The 19,036-nt window shown below is 47.3% G+C and carries 18 protein-coding genes; 16 read left to right on the top strand and 2 right to left on the bottom strand.

The features are described 5' to 3' along the window. Positions 1 to 8 precede the first annotated feature (8 nt). The 5 genes from BLS15_RS18740 to BLS15_RS18720 all read left to right on the top strand — a co-directional run bounded on the left by BLS15_RS18740 (position 9) and on the right by BLS15_RS18720 (position 6,823). Positions 9 to 911: an ABC transporter permease gene (locus tag BLS15_RS18740; protein WP_090513225.1), complete on the top strand. Its 903-nt coding sequence runs from the start codon at positions 9 to 11 to the stop codon at positions 909 to 911. Positions 912 to 924: 13 nt separating this feature from the next. Then, positions 925 to 1,806, top strand: coding sequence for a carbohydrate ABC transporter permease (locus BLS15_RS18735; protein ID WP_021255373.1), 882 nt, complete (start codon positions 925 to 927; stop codon positions 1,804 to 1,806). Between the two features lie 112 nt (positions 1,807 to 1,918). Continuing rightward, positions 1,919 to 3,373 carry an extracellular solute-binding protein gene (locus BLS15_RS18730; RefSeq protein ID WP_021255372.1) on the top strand — a complete coding sequence of 485 codons (1,455 nt, stop codon included), beginning with the start codon at positions 1,919 to 1,921 and terminating at the stop codon, positions 3,371 to 3,373. An 86-nt stretch (positions 3,374 to 3,459) separates the two neighbouring features. Then, complete coding sequence (locus tag BLS15_RS18725) at positions 3,460 to 4,620, top strand: ADP-ribosylglycohydrolase family protein (protein WP_090513220.1); 1,161 nt, start codon at positions 3,460 to 3,462, stop codon at positions 4,618 to 4,620. Between the two features lie 100 nt (positions 4,621 to 4,720). Then, positions 4,721 to 6,823, top strand: coding sequence for an ADP-ribosylglycohydrolase family protein (locus BLS15_RS18720; protein WP_021255370.1), 2,103 nt, complete (start codon positions 4,721 to 4,723; stop codon positions 6,821 to 6,823). Positions 6,824 to 6,923: 100 nt separating this feature from the next. Here BLS15_RS18720 and BLS15_RS18715 read toward each other — a convergent pair whose 3' ends face one another. Further along, positions 6,924 to 7,310 carry a helix-turn-helix domain-containing protein gene (locus BLS15_RS18715; RefSeq protein ID WP_021261022.1) on the bottom strand — a complete coding sequence of 129 codons (387 nt, stop codon included), beginning with the start codon at positions 7,308 to 7,310 and terminating at the stop codon, positions 6,924 to 6,926. Positions 7,311 to 7,484: 174 nt separating this feature from the next. On the opposite strand from BLS15_RS18715, the gene BLS15_RS18710 reads away from it, so the two are divergent. From BLS15_RS18710 to BLS15_RS18660, 11 genes are all read left to right on the top strand, one after another. Continuing rightward, a complete protein-coding gene (locus tag BLS15_RS18710) occupies positions 7,485 to 7,793 on the top strand; it encodes a hypothetical protein (protein WP_028531976.1) in 309 nt (102 codons plus the stop codon). A gap of 176 nt (positions 7,794 to 7,969) precedes the next feature. Next, entirely contained in the window at positions 7,970 to 9,601 is a 1,632-nt protein-coding gene (locus BLS15_RS18705; protein ID WP_175460806.1) for an AraC family transcriptional regulator, read from the top strand. Positions 9,602 to 9,702: 101 nt separating this feature from the next. Continuing rightward, positions 9,703 to 10,725 carry an ABC transporter substrate-binding protein gene (locus tag BLS15_RS18700; RefSeq protein ID WP_028531978.1) on the top strand — a complete coding sequence of 341 codons (1,023 nt, stop codon included), beginning with the start codon at positions 9,703 to 9,705 and terminating at the stop codon, positions 10,723 to 10,725. Positions 10,726 to 10,763: 38 nt separating this feature from the next. Then, positions 10,764 to 11,771, top strand: coding sequence for a FecCD family ABC transporter permease (locus BLS15_RS18695; protein ID WP_028531979.1), 1,008 nt, complete (start codon positions 10,764 to 10,766; stop codon positions 11,769 to 11,771). A 7-nt stretch (positions 11,772 to 11,778) separates the two neighbouring features. Continuing rightward, complete coding sequence (locus tag BLS15_RS18690) at positions 11,779 to 12,786, top strand: FecCD family ABC transporter permease (protein WP_269321441.1); 1,008 nt, start codon at positions 11,779 to 11,781, stop codon at positions 12,784 to 12,786. 78 nt (positions 12,787 to 12,864) lie between these two features. Next, a complete protein-coding gene (locus BLS15_RS18685; RefSeq protein ID WP_021255363.1) occupies positions 12,865 to 13,686 on the top strand; it encodes an alpha/beta hydrolase in 822 nt (273 codons plus the stop codon). A gap of 228 nt (positions 13,687 to 13,914) precedes the next feature. Beyond that, positions 13,915 to 14,973: a Delta(5) desaturase DesA gene (locus BLS15_RS18680; protein ID WP_028531981.1), complete on the top strand. Its 1,059-nt coding sequence runs from the start codon at positions 13,915 to 13,917 to the stop codon at positions 14,971 to 14,973. A gap of 68 nt (positions 14,974 to 15,041) precedes the next feature. Further along, positions 15,042 to 16,172 carry a sensor histidine kinase gene (locus tag BLS15_RS18675; protein ID WP_021255361.1) on the top strand — a complete coding sequence of 377 codons (1,131 nt, stop codon included), beginning with the start codon at positions 15,042 to 15,044 and terminating at the stop codon, positions 16,170 to 16,172. Then, positions 16,169 to 16,768, top strand: a complete 600-nt coding sequence (locus BLS15_RS18670) for a response regulator transcription factor (RefSeq protein WP_021255360.1) — start codon at positions 16,169 to 16,171, stop codon at positions 16,766 to 16,768. The genes BLS15_RS18675 and BLS15_RS18670 overlap by 4 nt, the downstream gene beginning before the upstream one ends. Before the next feature lie 119 nt (positions 16,769 to 16,887). Beyond that, the gene (locus BLS15_RS18665; protein WP_028531982.1) at positions 16,888 to 17,316 is read left to right on the top strand and encodes an NUDIX domain-containing protein; all 429 of its coding nucleotides are present in this window, start codon (positions 16,888 to 16,890) and stop codon (positions 17,314 to 17,316) included. Positions 17,317 to 17,485: 169 nt separating this feature from the next. Then, a complete protein-coding gene (locus BLS15_RS18660) occupies positions 17,486 to 18,109 on the top strand; it encodes a GNAT family N-acetyltransferase (protein WP_081677017.1) in 624 nt (207 codons plus the stop codon). Between the two features lie 188 nt (positions 18,110 to 18,297). Here BLS15_RS18660 and BLS15_RS18655 read toward each other — a convergent pair whose 3' ends face one another. Then, complete coding sequence (locus tag BLS15_RS18655) at positions 18,298 to 18,858, bottom strand: SLOG family protein (protein ID WP_021255357.1); 561 nt, start codon at positions 18,856 to 18,858, stop codon at positions 18,298 to 18,300. Positions 18,859 to 19,036: the final 178 nt, after the last annotated feature.

Raw genomic sequence — 19,036 nt, 5'->3', positions numbered from 1 at the left:
GAGTGGAAATGAAAGCGGCTTCGAAATTAAAGCGGGTGTGGGCGGACAAAGTGCTCTATCTCCTGCTGCTGCCTTGTATTGCGTATTTTCTTATTTTTCATATATGGCCCATTATCGGAATGAAGCTGGCCTTCTTTGACTATCGCATTTTGGGTGACCATGTGTTCGTGGGCTTGAAATATTTCCGCGAATTATTCAGTACGCCCATTTTTATGAATGTTCTGGCGAATACGCTCATCATTAGTGCGATGAAGCTGGTGTTGCTGTTCCCACTGCCCATTTTGTTCGCATTAATGCTTAATGAATTCCGCAATGGGCGCTTTCGCAAGGCGGTTCAGGTTATCTCCTATTTGCCTCACTTTTTATCGTGGGTCGTCATTACAGGGATATGGTTCGAGTTCTTATCTCCATCGACAGGTGCCGTCAATGAGCTCATTCAAGTGTTCGGCTTTCCCGCGCATGATTTTCTGACTGACAAGGGCAGCATTCGCTGGGTTCTGCTGGCGAGTGAGGCATGGCGCAGTATCGGATGGGATTCGATTATTTATCTTGCGGCCATCATGGGAATCAGCCCTAGCTTGTACGAAGCGGCATATGTAGATGGGGCAAGCCGCTGGCATATTGTAACGCGGATCGTGCTTCCGCATTTGTATATTCCGATGGTCACGATCTTCATTCTCAATGTCGGCTTCATTATGAATGCCGGGCTGGATCAAGTGTTGAACTTCACGAACGATTCGGTCAATAGCAAGATCGATATCATCGATACTTACGTGTATCGGGTCGGTCTCATTAATGGCCAATACTCATTTGCAACGGCAGCGAATTTATTCAAGAGCTTAATTGGGGTCGTCCTTGTGCTGTCGACTCATTTTATATCGAAAAAAATTACGAACAAAGGCGCCTGGTAAGGAGGGATGCATCTTGCGAAATAAAATAACCGTATCCAAAATGCTGATCGGCCTTATCCTCTCAGCACTTGTCTTAACGATGTTCATCCCGATCATGAACTTGATTGCCAGAGCGCTGTCGAATCCAGACAAGGTTCATATGCTGCGGGGCTATGAAATCTGGCCGCAAGGCTTCTCCCTTATTAACTTTCAAGTTGTGCTCAACAATGCACTGGTCAGCAAGGCGCTGTTGAACTCTTTGTTTATTTCAATTACGGGTACATGTATCAGCGTTATCTTTACCACACTCGCGGCCTATGTGCTGACCCGCAAACATTTAGTAGGCAAAACGCCGATTATGATTTTCCTCATTATTATTATGATCTTCGAACCGGGGATCGTGCAGGAATACATGGTCATTAAGGATTTGCATCTGCTCGACAGCTTATGGGCTATGGTATTCTACCGGATGATCAATGTGTACTACCTTATCATTATGATGCGTTTCCTTGAAGAGATCCCGGACTCCCTAATCGAGGCGGCGAGAATCGACGGTGCCGGACATATTCGAATGTTCGTCAAAATCGTCCTGCCGCTGGCTCGCATACCGCTGCTGACAATCGGGATGTTCTATGCGGTTGCGAAATGGAATGAATTTTTCAAATCGAGCATTTTTCTATCGAGTCGCGACAATACCGTATTGCAAGTGCTGCTTCGGCAGTTCGTTGTGGAGCGGGACAGCACGGCCTTAATCGGGACAGCCGATCTGCTGAAAAACAGTAATGTTGCGCAGCTGGATTTCTCATCTCTGAAAGCAGCGACGATCGTCATTGCCATTATCCCGTTTCTTATCCTCTATCCTGTCATTCTGAGACATTATACAAGCGGAGTGATGGAGGGCGGAGTGAAAGAATAAACAAGCTATTGTGATCAAAGAAATGCATTTTGTTCAAAAAATGCAGTAGCCTTCTTAGTGCTGAAAACCATCTATGAACACAAAGGATTATAAATATGGGGGAGGAAATGCAATGAAAAAAATGATTTTCCTTATGCTTGCCAGCTTGATGATGCTTACTACAGCGTGTGGTTCCAGCGGAACGAAGGATGCGGGAGATGCACAATCATCATCCGAACAAGAGGCAGTCACGATATCAATTGTCGGCAAGGATCTGCCGCCTGATGCAAGGGTGATTAAAGGGATTGAGGAAGGCATGAAGGCAGAAGGAAAGAACATTAAGCTGGAGGTCGTTCCAGTACAGAGCGGAACTTATTCGGAGAAGCTGGGCTTACTGCTGCAAAGCGGCACGATTCCGGACATTATGTACTTCCAAGGCGGGGATTACGCATTTGCCATCACGCAGCAAATCCTTGAAGATCTCACCCCTTACATTGAACAATCCACCCATGTCAAAGCATCCATGAACGTGTTCAATCAAGAACGCACGAAAAACTATCCGTACTTAGTATGGCTGTCGCCAACAAGCAGCCAAATTCCGGTCATGCGCCAGGACTGGTTCGTTAAGTCTGCAACAGGCAAGGAATTGCTCGCGGATCCTTCCATAGATAACTATTATCATTTTTTCAAAGAAATGAAAGAAAAGAATGATGCCAAATTTGCCTACACGACAGCGGGCAATCTTGATGAGCTTGATGTGATGTTCGCACAAGCATTCGGTTTGACCTCGACATGGATTAAGGGCGCGGACGGGAAATACGCATTCGGCAAAACTACATCCTTTGAAAAGGACAAGCTGGAGTTCTATGCCAAGCTGTATAAGGAAGGTTTGCTTGATCCAGAGTTTCTAACAAAGAAATGGGATACGAAGGAAAAAGCTTTTTATGATGGCCAAGCTGCCATTATCGCAGGGACACAGGGCAAGGTGATCGACCTGTACAATAACAAAATGACGTCTCAGAATGGAGCGTCGGCCAAGGTAATGCCTCTCCCGCCAGCGAAAGGCAAGGCGCAAGGCTACCTGCCGATCGATGTCAGCAAGGAAAGCCGCGGCTTTGCGATAAGCAGAGTGTCCAAGCATAAAGATTTGGCCTTTGCTGTACTCGAATATTTGGCTAGCCCGAAGGGGCAGATGCTCGACAAGCTTGGCATTGAAGGTGAAGAGTATGAGATCGTTAACAACAAAATCAAGCTGAAGGACAAATTCGCGGAATGGTACCCGCTATTCGTCGGCTCTACGATTAACTTCAAGCCGGAACATGAATTCGATCCTGCGACACCATACCTGTCTGAACCGGCAATGAAGTCACTGGAGATGATTGATTTTCTGTCGAGCAAGGATAATGCCTTCATAATACCAGCCGAACTTGCCGGCAAATGGGACGCCTGCAATGAGCTGTACAAGGAATTCGCAGCGAACATCGTGATGGGCAGCAAATCGGCAGCTGACTTCGACAAGTTCGTGCAGGCGTGGAATGATGCCGGTGGCAAGGAAATTACAGAGTACGCGAATCAAACGATCAAATAGGAAGCTCGAAAGCTAGAGCGTATGAGACTGGATATCGGGGAGCGAGGCGACTGCCTCGCTCTTCAGGCAGGAGGGAGAGAAACGGGATGGTTTCTTTTGCGCAGCGAGTACAAGGAGCAATCTACGGAACAGCCTATGGGGATGCAATGGGTGCTGTCGTAGAGAAAATGACGTACAGCGAAATTAAAGAGAAGTATGGGCGCGTGGAAACAACGCAAACGAAATGGTGGAAGGCGGATTGGCCGGAGGCGGCGAGGCAGGGGAGAATGAGAGGCCAAGGCATTATTACCGACGATACGTTAATGACGCTCGCATTAATGAATGTATATGTTACGGAACGCCGTCACCTGGATGCCTATGATATGGCAAATGAATTCGTGAAGGAGATTGCGTTTCGGCCACGGTATATTCCGGAATTCGGCCGGGAAGCGCTCATTATGGATCGATTGTTCTATCCCGAGAAGCATATTTTCAATCGGCATGTGCTCGCGAATTGTGAACCGCGCGAAGGCGGGTACGGCAATATGGTCAACTGCGGGGCAGCCATGTATATCTCCCCGATCGGCATCGTGAATGCCTGCAATCCGAAGGGAGCCTATGATGAGGCAATTCTGTTCGCATCTGGGCATCAGCTCAGCTACGGCCTCGAGGCGGCAGGCGTAATGGCATGCTGTGTTGCGAAGGCAATGGAGCCGGGAGCGACCGTACATGATATAGCGGATACGGCGCTGCATTATGCGAAGGACGGCACGAAGCGGGCGATACATGACATTTGCGAGACGGCTCTTCTTCTTCAGTCCCGCAAGGAGGATCGAGAGGAAATCGTTCGTTCCTTCCATGAAGTGCTCGTGCGCTATTCACCAATGGGAGACGATGTGCATCGGAGCATACACAAGATCGGCATCCCATCCAATCACTACACGCCAAGCCGATTGTTCGCCATCGAGGAGCTGCCGCTTGCACTGGCTTATATCTTGCTGCACGAGGGCAATCTGCTGGAAGCGGTCAAGGACGGGGTCAGCTCGGGGCGCGATACGGATTCCATCGGCGTCATGATCGGCGCTATTCTGGGGGCTATGCAAGGCGTGCAGGCCATACCTGCGGAAGAGATAGCTACACTCGAAGACATCAATCAGCAGCGCATCGATCAGCACTGCGAAGCATTCATGGAAGCGGCAACCGCGATCATTGGCACGGATGCACAGATACATCGAAAGAGAGAGCAAATGATAGATCAGATGATGTAACTCATTTACAGCATACGAAAATGGAAAACGTTCTTACGTTCTAACATTCTTACTTCATAACATGCAAGAGAATAACGACTTAGAGGCGGTGACAGATTGTATGATACCGAACAATTATGTAGAGAAGATTTATGCAGGTTACTTGGGAATGAATATCGGGATTCGGCTCGGAGCGCCGGTAGAGCCGACAATTTGGACCTATGAGCGAATTCAGAATACGTATGGCGAGATTACGGGATATGTGAAGGATTTTAAAAATTTTGCGGCAGATGACGATGCCAACGGCCCTTATTATTTCCTCCGTGCACTCTATGATGATGCGGTGGATCGTGACATTACGCCAAATGATGTGGCGCGTGCTTGGCTCAACTATTCTCGCGAAGGCATCGGCATGTTCTGGTGGGGCGGATATGGCGTAAGCACTGAGCATACCGCGTATATCAATTTGAAAAAAGGAATCTCTGCTCCGCAATCTGGTTCGATTGAGCAGAATGGACAAATTATTGCTGAACAGATTGGCGGGCAGATTTTTATTGATACATGGGGACTTGTGAATCCCTGCAATCCGAAGAAGGCGGCTGACTTTGGCGAAGCGGCGGCAAGAGTATCACATGATGGTGAGGGCGTTCTTGGCGCGAGATTTTTCTGTGCGGCGATCTCGAAGGCTTTCGAGACAGCGAACATCGAAGACATTATTGAAGCAGGTCTAGCGGAAATTCCAAGCGATTCCCTCTACGCGCAGGTTGCGCGTGCTGTCCTCGCCTTCCATGAACAGCATCCGGACGATTTCAGAGCATGTCGCGCGATGCTGGAGCGGGATTGGGGCTACGATAAATATACGGGTGTATGCCATATCATCCCGAATGCGGGCGTATGTGTACTGTCTATGATTTACGGACAGGGCGACTTTAACCTCACTGTGGAAATTGCGACGATGTGCGGCTGGGATACGGATTGCAATGCTGGCAATGTTGGAACGGTGCTTGGGGTAGCTTGCGGCTTAAGCGGAATCGGGGAACATTATCGCGCACCGATCAATGACGGCATCGTCATGTCGGGCATCTCCGGTTATTTGAACATTCTCGATATTCCTACATATGCGAAGGAACTCGCGATTCTGGGCTATCGCTTGGCCAATGTGCCATGCCCGCCCGAGCTGCTGGACAACAAGGAGAATGAAATCCATTTTGACTTCGAGCTGCCAGGCTCGACACATAATATCCGCGTATCCGATCCATTCTTCTGCCGCGTAAAGCATTCTACAGAACAGGCATACCAAGGATCGGGATCGCTTGAGGTTCTATTTGATCGCATGACTCGCGGTGAGAGCTCGAAGGTGTTCTATAAGTCATTTTACACTCGGGATGACTTCAACGATGAGCGTTATTCGCCTACCTTCTCGCCGAAGGCTTATTCAGGTCAGACGGTATCGATGAAAATTTACCTCGATCAGTGGGGCGGCAATGCACCGATGACGATCGCCCCATATGTGCGTTTGGCGAAGAGCAAGCGGGATTTGGTACAGGGTTACCGCAAGCTTGTGAACGAACAGTGGATCGATGTGGAATTTGTCATTCCAGACACAGAGGGAGAATTGATTGATGAGGTTGGCATCGTTCTGGAGTCAGACTCTACGCGCAAACCGAAGAGTCTTGGACGCATCTTCATTGACGAATTCCAGATATACGGCAGTGCGGCCTACACAATTGACTTCCACAAGCAGGCGATGAGCTTCGGCTGTGTGACCCCATTCGCTCACAATCAAGGGGCATGGAGCTTGGTAGATGGCAGCATGTACGTGATGACAGCCGAGCCTAGCGAGTCATATGCAGGCAATTATTTTGCGACAGATTACTCGGTTGAAGTTACGCTCAATCCACAAAGCGGCGATTCACATCTCGTTGCGATACGGGCTCAAGGCGCCATGCGCGGCTACCATGCGGGACTGGACGGTAAGGATCAAGTGTCCTTATACGCAAATGACTTCGGCTATAAGAAACTAGCCAGCTGCACTTACCCGTGGAAGTTGAATCAAGAGTACGACATCAAGGTAACCGCAGACGGCAGTACCCTTACACTAAGCATCAATGGTGAGCAATTGCTGCAGCACGAGGATGATGCGTGGAGCTACGGCATGTATGGAGTAAGCACGCTCGGTGCGGCTAGAACCAACTATCGAAAACTGACAATAACGGAGTTGTAAACGAGACGATCGCCATTTTACAATACGAAGAACCCGCGGGATAAGGAGGGCGGGTTTTTCGTATTTGCGACGATTAGGTCGTGATTCTCGGGTGCTGCGTTTAGGAACGCTTATTTCCTTTGGAACTTTTAGCATCCATCGTGTTAAGGAAATCCTTGGTGGTTCGAACCACATACTTGACCTCATCAATCGATCTTTCCATGAGCGTGATTCTATGTAGATCAAGAAGCATCTGCTTGTCTTCGATGCCATCCTCGATGCCGAGCTTCTGGAAGTCAAACAGTTCACTAGGCATAATATCCAGCGCATGCATAAGAGATTCCAATGTCTTCAAGGTTACATTGACTTTCCCGGATTCAATATCGGATATCCGCGACTTGCTCATGCCCTCTTTTCCCGTTCTTTCTGCAACTTGCTCCTGGCTTAATCCTTTTGCGAGTCGAATCATTCTTAGCTGTTCGCCAACAAACTTAAGCAAATCTGACATGATGTTCACCTCAGTTTAGAGGTTATTGAATCGTAGAGGAAAATGAGATATCACTATAACATAACAAAAAGATAAATGTTATACTATAATGGAACTATTATATGGAAAATGATATGAATCATGGATAATTGCATTTCCGTAATCAGTTTAGTAATCGATGTGGAGGAAGAAAAAATGTCTGATTGGGTAAAAGATACCTTGCAGCAACGATTGGAATTCCTTAGGACACAAGTCGAGATACTTCCGGAAATAACAATACTGCAGAATAAATTAGATGAATTGGAGCATTCAATTCAGCGCAAGTTAGGTCGAAGTGGGCGCAGCTTGCACAAGGAATGGGTACAAGTGCAGAACGAGATAGCTTCCATGCAAATGGGATGGATCTATGCAAAGGGCGTACAGGATGGATTGAAGATGCTCATCTTCTTGAACAAGTCAGAGGAAGAATTGGCGATGAGTAATAGCCAGCTCCCAATGAACTAGCAAGAACAATGTCATCAGGCTAGACAAGCCCAACGGTAGGAACTGTTGGGCTCTTTGTAAATGGTTTCATTCACAGCTATATTGACAATGATAATCATTATCAATTATGATGAGGAGGATAGATTCATTATGCTCACCGATTTCTTCTATATAAAGTAGGAGGCAGTATGAAAACGATGAATAAACGGAATCATTCCAGCAGTCGCATTTCCTGGAATGAAGCGATCTATAAACTGCGTACAGCAGAATACCGCAAGGATGTGCAGGGCTATCAATCCGCCCAACAGTGGACAAGTACACATCTGTTGATCATTACAACCCAAGGGCATGGAACGGTACAGCTGGACAAGAAGGACTACTCCTTGTCTCGTGAAAGTGCATATTGGTTCGCCCCTGCTCATACATTCGGCATGAAATCAGAAGCAGAAGATGGCTTAGAGGCCTATCTTTTTTATTTCGATATGTATAGAGAAGCAGAGGAGGGAGCACTGCTTCATCCCTTGCATGATGAACGGGAATTCGAACACCAGGAGACAATTGCGGTGACTTCGGCAGGAGAGCTGACACTTCTGTGCGATGCAGTCGTTCGCATGCATGGCAGCGAGAGTGCTCAGGAACGATTCCGTGCTCAATATGCCTTCCAGGAGCTTATCTATACGCTGCTGAATAAGAAGCCGTCCCTCACTGATCATGGAAGTTCATCAATTGAGAGAGCGAAGGTATACATGGAATTGCACTACAGTGACAGCTTGTCGATCGAGCAATTGGGAGCCATTGCAGGAGTGAGTCCGAAGTATTTCGTCGATTTATTCAAAAAAACATTTGGCCTCAGCTCAAACGATTATTTGACAGAGCTGCGAATGAATAAAGCGAAGCAATTTCTGAATCGCTCTGATGTGAAGCTGCGAGATATCGCGCATCAGGTTGGATATCAGGATGAATTTTATTTCAGCAGGAAGTTCAAGCAGGTGGTTGGTGTTTCCCCTTCGGTTTATATGAAGAGTCGCAGGAAGAAAATTGCCGCATACGGCACTGGAGTAGCGGGCTATCTGCTGGCGCTCAATATTATTCCATATGCTGCGCCGCTGCACCCAAAATGGACGAAATACTATTACGATCAATATCGCTATGATATTCCTGTTCATCTCAGTGCGTACCGTGTCAATGAGCACTGGGAAGCGAACATCGTGAAGCTGCACGAGGCGGCGCCGGATGTAATCGTCAGCATAGACGGGCTTGCCGAGGAGGAGCAAGAGCAGCTTGGTCAGGTAGGCAATGTCTGTCAAGTTCCAAGTACGAGGAATTGGCGAGAGCAGCTAGTGCATACAGCGAAGCTGCTTGGGGAAGAGACGGAGGCTGCGAATTGGCTTGCTCAGTATGATCGCAGAGTGGATTGGGTGAGAGAACAACTTCCACCTGGAGTGAAGGATGAGACCTTCCTCTTTGTTAGAATTTTGAGAAAGCAGATCTATGCATATTGCAATCGTGGAATTGCAGAGGTTGTATTCGATAATCTGCACCTCCAACAGGCATTCCAATGGCCAGAGCAAGTCTATAACATGGAGCTGTCATTGGAGCAGCTTGCCCTAATCAATCCAGATCGTCTGCTCGTCAACGTCTGTCAAGAGAGCGAGACGTTAGCCGCTTGGGAACAGCTGCAGGAAAGCTGGCGATGGCAGCAGCTTAGCGCTGTGCGTCGTCAACGTGTTCACCTGATACATACGGATCCTTGGGTCGAGTATTCTCCAATCGCGATGGAACGAATGATGGATACAATGCTTCAATTGCTATCCGGAAATTGTCCATAACAATTCAGGAATTTATCCATTGGAGATTCGGGATAAACGTTCTATGATTTAATAGTGATAATCATTATCAATTGAAGCGTTCGAAGGGAGTTCAGAAATAAATGAATAAATGGATGGCTAAGGGGTTATTATTGCTTTCACTTTCACTGGCTTTGACAGCATGCGGTGCTGGTGGCGCGAAAGAAGGCGCTGATGCGAAGAACGGTTCAGGCACGGAAACGACTGCACCCGCAGCGTCTAACACAGACAATAAAGATAAGGAGTCGGCACCATCCGGCGAAACAAAAACAATTACGTATTTGGATCAAACGTATACGATCCCTGCTAAAAAAGAACTTCGTATCGTAATTTCTGGTTCTATGGAGTCCATGGAAGATGCGGTTGTACTTGACGCGAAGCCAGTTGGTGCAATTAGTGTAAGCGGGCAGTTCCCTGACTTGTTCAAGAAAGCGACAACGGAAGCCGTATCGGTCGGAGAGAAGATGGAGCCGGATTACGAAGGCATCTTGAAGCTGAAGCCTGACGTCATCCTCGCTTCTACGAAGTTCAAGCCAGAGGCTATCGAGAACTTCAAAAAAATTACGACTACCATTCCGGTATCTCACGTGTCTACGAACTGGGAAGCCAATCTGAAGCTCTTGGCAGAACTGACAGGCAAGGAGAAAGAAGCGGAAGAGGCTTTGAACAAATATAAAGCCGACTTGGATGCGACGAAAGCGAAGTTCGGCGACAAGCTGAAGGACAAGAAGGTATTGGCGGTTCGTGTTCGTAAGGGCGATCTGGCGATCTACCCTGAGGGAGTCTTCTTTAATGCTTCCCTCTATAACGATTTGGGTCTGACGGCTCCGGCAGAAGTGAAAGCAGCGAAGGCGCAAGAATTGATCTCGCTGGAGAAATTCTCGGAAATCAATCCTGACTATCTGTTCGTTCAGTTCTCTCCAGATGAGAACAAGAATACACCGAAAGCATTGGAGGATTTGGAGAACAATCCGATCTGGAAGAGCGTTAATGCGGTGAAGAACGGCAAGGTGTTCGTCAATGTTGTAGACCCGCTCGCACAAGGCGGCACAGCGCTCAGCAAATTCTTGTTCCTTGAAGCAGCAGTAGATAAGCTGTCCCAATAATTCAGATGTTCAAATAATAAACAACAGGTTGGTACGATATGCATAATAAGAAGGCATTGGCGATTGCAATCATGATCTTGTCACCAATTGCCATGGTGGCGGTCATCGTATTATCCGTGCTCTATGGAGCCAAGAACATAGATGCGAATACCGTATGGGATGCTGTGTTCCACTTTAATCCAGAGAATGTAGATCACCAAATTATTATGCACTCGCGCATGCCGAGGGCAATAGGAGCGCTCTTGATCGGGGCGTTCCTAGCCGTATCAGGAGCCATGATGCAGGGGATGACAAGAAACTATCTTGCATCCCCTTCTATTATGGGGGTATCTGATGGTTCGGCCTTCGTCATTACGCTGTGCACGATTTTGGTTCCTTCAGCGTCATCCATCGAAATGATTTTCTTTTCGTTATTAGGTTCATTGTTTGGCGTCGTTGTCGTGTGGGGATTGGCCTCCACGATTCCGGGTGGGTTGTCGCCAGTGAAGATGGCGATTGTCGGAACGGTTATCGGAACCCTGCTCAGCAGCATTTCATCTGCGATCGCCGTTTATTTTCAAATTTCGCAGAATATCAGCTTCTGGTATAACGCTAGGCTTCATCAATTGGATCCCCAGTTAATTAAGCTTGTTATTCCATTTGCTATTGTTGGATTTATTCTGGCGATGTCTGTCACCAGATCAATTACGACACTCTCGCTCGGCGAAGATGTTGCGGCTGGCTTGGGGCAGAAGACGTTTTTTGTAAAGCTGCTTGCAACCGCTTCAGTCGTCATTTTGACCGGTATTTCGGTAGCACTGGCAGGCAAGATTGGCTTCGTTGGTTTAATTGTTCCTCATATTGCACGCATGCTGGTTGGACTCGATTACCGGTGGACAGTTCCTTGTGCAGGCTTGCTGGGGGCATTGTTCCTTGGCCTTGCCGATGTACTCAGCAGATTCATCAACCACCCATTCGAAACTCCTGTCGGTGTAGTAACAGCCTTAATTGGGGTTCCATTCTTCCTCTATCTCATTCGCAAAAAAGGAGGGGGAGGACGTGCATAGAGATTCATTGCTTCGTTGGTGGATTGTATTTGGCGTTGGGCTCGCATTGTTCTGTACGGCGGTCTATATAAGTGTGACAAATGGTGTCTTCGATATGACGGTGAAAGATGTCTTCAATACCATCCTGGGCATTGATCCGCAGCCGGATCATGAGCTTGTTATCTTCGAGTTCAGACTGCCGCGCATTGTACTGTCTGCGATGGTAGGATTGGGTCTGGGCATAGCAGGTGCTGTTATTCAAGGCATTACGCGGAATGGCCTTGCCGATCCAGGGATTTTGGGTATTAACTCTGGTGCCGGAGCTGCAGTCGTACTGTTTATGTTTTTCTTCCAAGGGAAGATCGTCGGCACAGATTGGTTTGCAGTAATGGCTATGCCTTTGTTTGGACTTGTCGGTGGCTTGCTGGCAGCTATCTTTATTTTTGCGTTCTCATGGCATCGAGGCAGGCTTGATCCGCAGCGCTTGATCTTAGTTGGTATTGCGGTAGCTTCTGGTCTCGGGGCATTGTCTATGTATATTTCATTGAAGATGAATCCGCAGGACTTTGAGATGGCAACGGTGTGGATGTCAGGCAGCGTGTGGAATGCGAACTGGCATTACGTTGTGGCCGCATTGCCATGGCTCATCATTTGCGTCCCATTCATTTGGTTCAAGTCATGGAAGCTGGACTTGCTGCAATTCGAGCGAGACAGTGCGATGAGTCTTGGCGTGGCAGTTAATAGGGAGACAAATTTACTGCTCATAGCCAGCATTGGACTTGTCAGTGCTTGTGTATCCGTATCCGGCAGCATTGGCTTCGTCGGCTTGATTGCACCGCATATTGCACGGAAGCTGGTCGGTGTGAGTCATCATCGCATGCTGCCCGTGTGCGGAATAATCGGGATGGTTATCGTTGTCGTCTCCGATTATATCGGCAGAACGATTTTTGCGCCGATATCATTGCCGGCAGGTGTCGTTGTGGCGCTGCTCGGCGTTCCGTATTTTATCTACTTGCTCTATCGAGCTCCGAAATAGGTCCGATGTTCGAAAGACATAACATTGACATCGGCAGAGTCATCGGAATTCATTCCGCACAATAGGGGAGGAACCAGCATGAAAGTAACAGAACAACCGATTACGCTGCCGCGTTCTACGGTTTACAATATGGGTTCCACGCATACGAACCGAGATTATCGAATTAGTGTTAGTGTTCCCGAGGGCGAAGCTCCTTCGGAGGGGTACCCGGTTCTGTATGTGCTCGACGGCAACGCGTTATTTCCTCTTTGCGCGGAGTCGGCGCGCGTGCTGAAGGGGCGAGGCATTCGCGGCTTCGGCCCTCTGGTTGTTGTAGGGATTGGTTATTTGACGGAAGGAAACTTTCCTGCGGATCGCTTCTATGAACTGACACCTCCAACGGATCGTGCATCCTTGCCGCCAAGACCAGGCGGGGAGGAATGGCCGCCAACTGGAGGCGGCGACAACTTCCTTCGCTTCATCGAGGAAGAGCTGAAGCCAGCAATCGAAGAGGCGTATCCGATAGATCGTTCGAAGCAGGCTTTGTTCGGTCATTCACTCGGTGGCTTATTCACGCTGAATACGATGTTCACGAAGTCTGATCTGTTCCAGACCTATATTGCGGGCAGCCCCTCCATCTGGTGGAGCAATCGCTGCGTGCTGGAGGCGGAGAAGGCATTTACGGCGAACCGAACTGTAGAGCCTGATCCAACCCCTGTGCGGCTGCTCATGACCGTCGGGGAAGAGGAAGCCTCACACCCGAATCGGATGCTGCATAATGCGGAGGAGATGTACCAGCGCTTGAAGCAGCTGGAGGAGAACGGCTTGTCCGTTGATTTTCACGTCTTCCCCGGCGAAGGGCATTTATCGGTGCTTCCCGGCTTGATCGGACGCGCAATCCGATTCGCGCTTCATAAATAAGAAGTAACAAGCAGCCTGCTGACCTATTTCAGCAGGCTGCTTGTTTGTTTGCGGATCGGCGCGCCTATGTTTGCATGTTTTAACGTGACATATATGACATTTATCATGTCCCTTATCTGACGTTTATGACTACTGCGGATGACACGGATTCTCTATACTTAAGATAATTAAGTATGGGTTCATGCGATATCACCTATGTTTGTTAACAATTTAGGGGGAACTGACACAATGGCCGATTCGAAGCTTATTAGCTTGAAGAAGGAAGTAGCGCCTTATGAACAGATCGATATGCGATCGAGCATTCGACAAATATGCAATACGATTTTACCGCTTTTGGTTCTGTGGTATGCCGCTTATGCGAGTCTTACGGTATCCTATTGGCTATCACTCGTGTTCATGGTCATGGCGTCCGGCTTCGTCATTCGGACATTTATTATATTTCATGACTGCTGTCACCAATCCTTTTTTAAGAGTCGGAAGGCAAACGATATTCTGGGAACGATTACAGGGGTGATCACCCTTGTTCCGTACCAGCAATGGAAGAACAGTCACTCTATCCATCATGCCACAAGCAGCAACCTAGACAAGCGGGGAATTGGCGACATGTGGGTGCTGACGGTTGAGGAATACGAGGAGGCTTCCTGGTGGACACGTCTAGCTTATCGTGTATACCGCAATCCAGTGGTCATGCTCTGTATCGGGCCGATCGCCATCTTCCTTATTACGTATCGCTTCAATGTCAAAGGTGCGAAGCGTAAGGAACGAGTGAATACGCACATTACGAATATTGGAATTGTAGTGTTATATGCATTGCTGTGTTGGGCCATAGGTTGGCAGGCATTTCTGATGATCCAAGGGCCAATCTTCTTATTGTCGGGCATGCTCGGCATCTGGCTGTTCTATGTGCAGCATCAATTCGAGGAGACGTACTTCGAGCATGAAGATGAATGGAGCTACGTGAAGGCGGCGGTAGAAGGAAGCTCCTATTACAAGCTGCCGAAGTTGCTGCAGTGGATTACCGGCAATATCGGCTTCCATCATGTGCATCATCTTAGTCCGAAGGTGCCGAACTACAATTTGGAGAAGGCGCATGATGCGTCCATTCCGCTGCAGAAGGCAACGACGATCACTTTGCGTACGAGCCTGAAATCGCTCCGATTCCGTCTATGGGATGAAGAGAGAAAGGTCTTCGTTAGCTTCAAGGAGCACAAGCAGATGCTGCTGCAGAAGTCAGGCCGCATTAGAAGCTCTATCAAGCCGCCAAGAGCGGGGATTCAAGGGGAATAATGAGCACGGCTTGGCATCATTATGGTAAGATACAATTAAATATGGCAAGAGGAAGGAGGAAGACAATCATGCAGAAGTGGTATCACATATTTCACAGGAGTACGGGATTGAGCCCGTACGTGTGGGTTGTCTTTTATATCCTTCCTTTTTACTTTATATTTCGGGCCTCTTCGCCATACGAAGTTGGTATTGGCGTAGTCATGATACTGGCGTTTTTCGGCTGCTATGTGTTGTCGTTTGTATCGAAGGGATGGTGGGTCTACTTTTGGACCTCCTTCCAAGTGATTATCTCCATTACAATGACCGTACTGTTCGGATACGTATATTTTGCACTGTTTCTAGCGTTCTTTATCGGTAATATTCAGCACAAAATCGGCTTTATTACGTTATATACCATCCACTTGATTAGTACGATTGTGACGATCAACTATGGATTTGTAACGAAGAATCCGGTGCTCATCACGCAGCTGCCATTCGTTCTTGTCAGCATGATCGGAGTTATCCTGCTCCCAGTAACGACTTATAATCGCAACAAGCGAGATAAGCTGCAAGGAGAGCTGGAGGATGCCAACAAGCGGATTGCGGATCTGGTGAAGCTGCAGGAGCGACACCGCATTGCCCGTGATTTGCATGATACGCTTGGTCAGAAGTTGTCGCTCATCGGCCTGAAGAGTGATCTTGCAGGTAAGCTAATTCATAAGAATCCCGGTCGTGCCCAAGCAGAAATCAATGATGTGCGGCAGACAGCGAGAACGGCCTTGAAGGAAGTGCGGGAACTGGTGACACAAATGAGGGGAACGCGGCTGGAGGATGAGCTGTTTCGCATCAAGCAAATTTTGAAGGCGGCTCAAATTGAGTTTAGCCTAGAAGGCGGCAAGCCTGCGAATATCTCGCTTCTTTATGAAAATGTGCTCAGTATGTGTCTAAAAGAAGCGGTTACGAACATTGTGAAGCATAGCAATGCGACGTCCTGTTCGATTCAATTTGAATCTTCGCAAGCAGAACTTATGGTTAAGGTGCAGGATAACGGTGTTGGAATGGACACCAGCCTTCAGTCGACAGGCAATGGCTTGCTTGGAATGAAGGAACGGCTTGAGTTCATTAACGCAAGTATGGACATTGTATGTGATCAAGGTACGGCCATCATCATACAAGTGCCGATCGTGACGAAGCAGCCTATTAAGGAGGTGGGGACGTGATACGTATTGTCATTGCGGAAGATCAGCGGATGCTGCTTGGAGCGCTAGCGTCTCTGCTGGATTTAGAAGAAGATATGAGTGTTGTTGGACGGGCAAGCAATGGGGATGAGGCTGTGAAGCTCGTTCATGAGCACAATCCAGATATATGCCTGATGGATATCGAGATGCCAGGGAAGAGCGGGCTGGATGCCGCTGAGGAACTGAAGGGTGCAGGCTGCAAGGTCGTGATCCTGACGACCTTTGCCCGTCCGGGATATTTCGAGAGAGCCGTGAAGGCTGGCGCGAATGGATATCTGCTCAAGGACAGCCCGAGCGAGGAACTGGCAGATGCAATCCGCAGCATTATGGCAGGCAGACGGATCTATGCTTCTGAACTGGTAGATGAAGCATACTCGGAAGAGAATCCGCTGACAGAGCGGGAGAAGGAAGTGCTTTGTCTGATTGCAGACGGCAAGAATACGAAGGAAATTGCCTCAGAGCTGTATATCACGACAGGAACCGTGCGCAACTATATTTCAGTTATTCTCGACAAGCTTAATGTGGGCAATCGCATTGAGGCGATTACGCGGTTTAAGGAGAAGGGCTGGTTCAAGTAAGGCTGAATATCGATAGAAAAGGAGGAGTGCGCTCAATGCGCGACTCCTCTTTTTGTGAAACCATTGCATGACCTAAATAGTCTAATGATGGTGAATATTCGATTAAGGAGTGATTGGCAATGACAGTTACAAATCATACAACAGCAATTCCGAAATTAGGGGTAGGAGCGGTAATTCGCAATCACAATGACGAAATTCTGCTGGTTAAGCGCAACCGGAACCCGGAAAAAGGAACATGGAGCATTCCTGGCGGCAAGCTGGATATGTACGAATCGTTAGAGGAATGCGTGATCCGTGAGGTGAAAGAGGAAGTTAACCTGGATATAACGGTGACCCAATTGCTCTGTACAGCGGAAACGATCCGTCCCGAAAATGATGAACACTGGGTGTCTCTCATCTACGATACGACAGTACAGGGAGGAGAAGCACGCAATAATGAGGCAAACGGAGCAATTGGGGATATGCGTTGGTTTTCCCTGGACGAGCTGCCCGAGCAATTGGCCTGCTTTACGAAGCCTGCAATAGATCGAATATTGGGAACAGCTTGAGGCTTGAATCTAGTTTGGTTTAAGTGGAACGTGTGGAAATGAGCGGGGTGCAACATTTTCCGGGAAATAATGTGGCTGAGCGACAAAACCGAACAAAAATACTTTCAGCAATAGGGTTCTTGTATTCTGCTATTCCTCAAAATTACTGAGATGAAAAAGATATCGCAAGATGTTAGTTGATGGGGTTGAACAAAATAAACCATTAGAGGGGGAAGACGTAATGCTTGCTTCGGATGGTCAGGTATCGATTAGAAAAATGTCTTATGCTGATGAAGACTTTGCTTTGTTATATAAATGGCTGAATGATAAAAAAATCCTAAGTTTTATTGAAGGTCCAAGTACCAGATTTACATGGGAACAGATTATAGGAAAATATGGGCCACGGGCAAGAGGAGAGCATTATGTCACCCCGTGTATTATTGAATTTAATAATGCTTCTATAGGATATTTACAGTTCTATCCGTTACAACAGGATGAAATTCATGAATATGGAGCAAAGCTTGATCAACCGCAATTCGGACTAGATATATTTATAGGAGAGACTGATTTTTGGGATAAGGGAATCGGAACTCTGGCATTGAAACTTATCATTCGGTATTTATTTACCGAGCGAGGAGTTGAGGATATTTACATAGATCCACAAATCGTGAATGTCAGAGCAATCAAGAGTTATGAAAAATGTGGATTTAACAAGATAAAAGTACTACATGAAAGAGAATTGTTTGATGGAGAATATAAAGATACCCAACTAATGAGAATAACATTAGATGAATTTATGATGCTAAGTGATTGAACTAATGGCTGTATTCATTCAATGAACAAGCGGCAGTGTACTATTTTACAACACAAAGCTGCCGCTGGTTTTATAGAGTCGACCTATTACTTTTTTGGAACGATTAACTGAAGCCCCTGCTCCCTTACATACTTGATACATATCCGTTTTCACTAGACCAAGCCAATTTTATTCAAAACAATTATTTTTCACTCGAAGAACATGCTGCTTTGCTCCTCATCTGCAATCGCTTGAATTTCCTCTGCTCCGATATTGATATAGATATAGCCTTCTTCTTCTTGCTTCTTCAAGGCGCGTTCCTTCGTAAACTTCGGACTTGCCTCTCCCGAATCCTCATCATAGACGAGCAGAATGCCATCTGTCTTGCGGAACAGCAGCTCGTCCCTTGCGATGAACTGCCATTTGCCACTGTAGGGAGCATTACTCACCGTGCCATAGTAATCGATTCCACGCATAATTTCTTCGAAATAGGTTTGCTTCTCCTCGCTCCACTGTGCTTCAGGATTGGCGTACGCCGTAATAATGGAGCATTTCAACTGCGGATATTGTTGTTTCAGCGAGATAGCAGCTTCGCAAGCCCATAAATCGACTCCATACTGGCCAGGTGTGATGACCCATTCTAATCCTTCTTCAATTAGCGGAATAAGGCGAGATTCTATCGCTTTGCGTATATAGGGAACTCCCTGATGCTTATTGTTATAAATACCGAGTTCGTGAGCTCGGTAGCCGGTAACGAGTAGATTTTTCAATGTATGATTCCTCCGAGAATGTATCTATATATATGATTATAGACGGTAGAACTAAAAATGATAAATATACAGAGAATGGGACTAAATATCTAGTTCCTTCATCAATTTGACACATGTTTTAGTTCTAAAATCCCTGTTACAGAGACGTATGAATTGGTTAATATGAGTAAGTATACTA

The sequence above is a fragment of the Paenibacillus sp. cl6col genome (assembly GCF_900102125.1).
GTDB lineage: Bacteria > Bacillota > Bacilli > Paenibacillales > Paenibacillaceae > Paenibacillus_B > Paenibacillus_B suaedae.
Note: the sequence above shows the minus strand (reverse complement) of the source record. Positions and strands in the feature narration are given on the sequence as shown.

Coding starts and splice junctions, on each gene's coding strand:
- BLS15_RS18740 (WP_090513225.1), top strand. CDS start 9: ATGAAAGCGGCTTCGAAATTAAAGCGGGTGTGGGCGGACAAAGTGCTC.
- BLS15_RS18730 (WP_021255372.1), top strand. CDS start 1,919: ATGAAAAAAATGATTTTCCTTATGCTTGCCAGCTTGATGATGCTTACT.
- BLS15_RS18725 (WP_090513220.1), top strand. CDS start 3,460: ATGGTTTCTTTTGCGCAGCGAGTACAAGGAGCAATCTACGGAACAGCC.
- BLS15_RS18720 (WP_021255370.1), top strand. CDS start 4,721: ATGATACCGAACAATTATGTAGAGAAGATTTATGCAGGTTACTTGGGA.
- BLS15_RS18715 (WP_021261022.1), bottom strand. CDS start 7,310: ATGTCAGATTTGCTTAAGTTTGTTGGCGAACAGCTAAGAATGATTCGA.
- BLS15_RS18710 (WP_028531976.1), top strand. CDS start 7,485: ATGTCTGATTGGGTAAAAGATACCTTGCAGCAACGATTGGAATTCCTT.
- BLS15_RS18705 (WP_175460806.1), top strand. CDS start 7,970: ATGAATAAACGGAATCATTCCAGCAGTCGCATTTCCTGGAATGAAGCG.
- BLS15_RS18700 (WP_028531978.1), top strand. CDS start 9,703: ATGAATAAATGGATGGCTAAGGGGTTATTATTGCTTTCACTTTCACTG.
- BLS15_RS18695 (WP_028531979.1), top strand. CDS start 10,764: ATGCATAATAAGAAGGCATTGGCGATTGCAATCATGATCTTGTCACCA.
- BLS15_RS18685 (WP_021255363.1), top strand. CDS start 12,865: ATGAAAGTAACAGAACAACCGATTACGCTGCCGCGTTCTACGGTTTAC.
- BLS15_RS18680 (WP_028531981.1), top strand. CDS start 13,915: ATGGCCGATTCGAAGCTTATTAGCTTGAAGAAGGAAGTAGCGCCTTAT.
- BLS15_RS18675 (WP_021255361.1), top strand. CDS start 15,042: ATGCAGAAGTGGTATCACATATTTCACAGGAGTACGGGATTGAGCCCG.
- BLS15_RS18665 (WP_028531982.1), top strand. CDS start 16,888: ATGACAGTTACAAATCATACAACAGCAATTCCGAAATTAGGGGTAGGA.
- BLS15_RS18660 (WP_081677017.1), top strand. CDS start 17,486: ATGTTAGTTGATGGGGTTGAACAAAATAAACCATTAGAGGGGGAAGAC.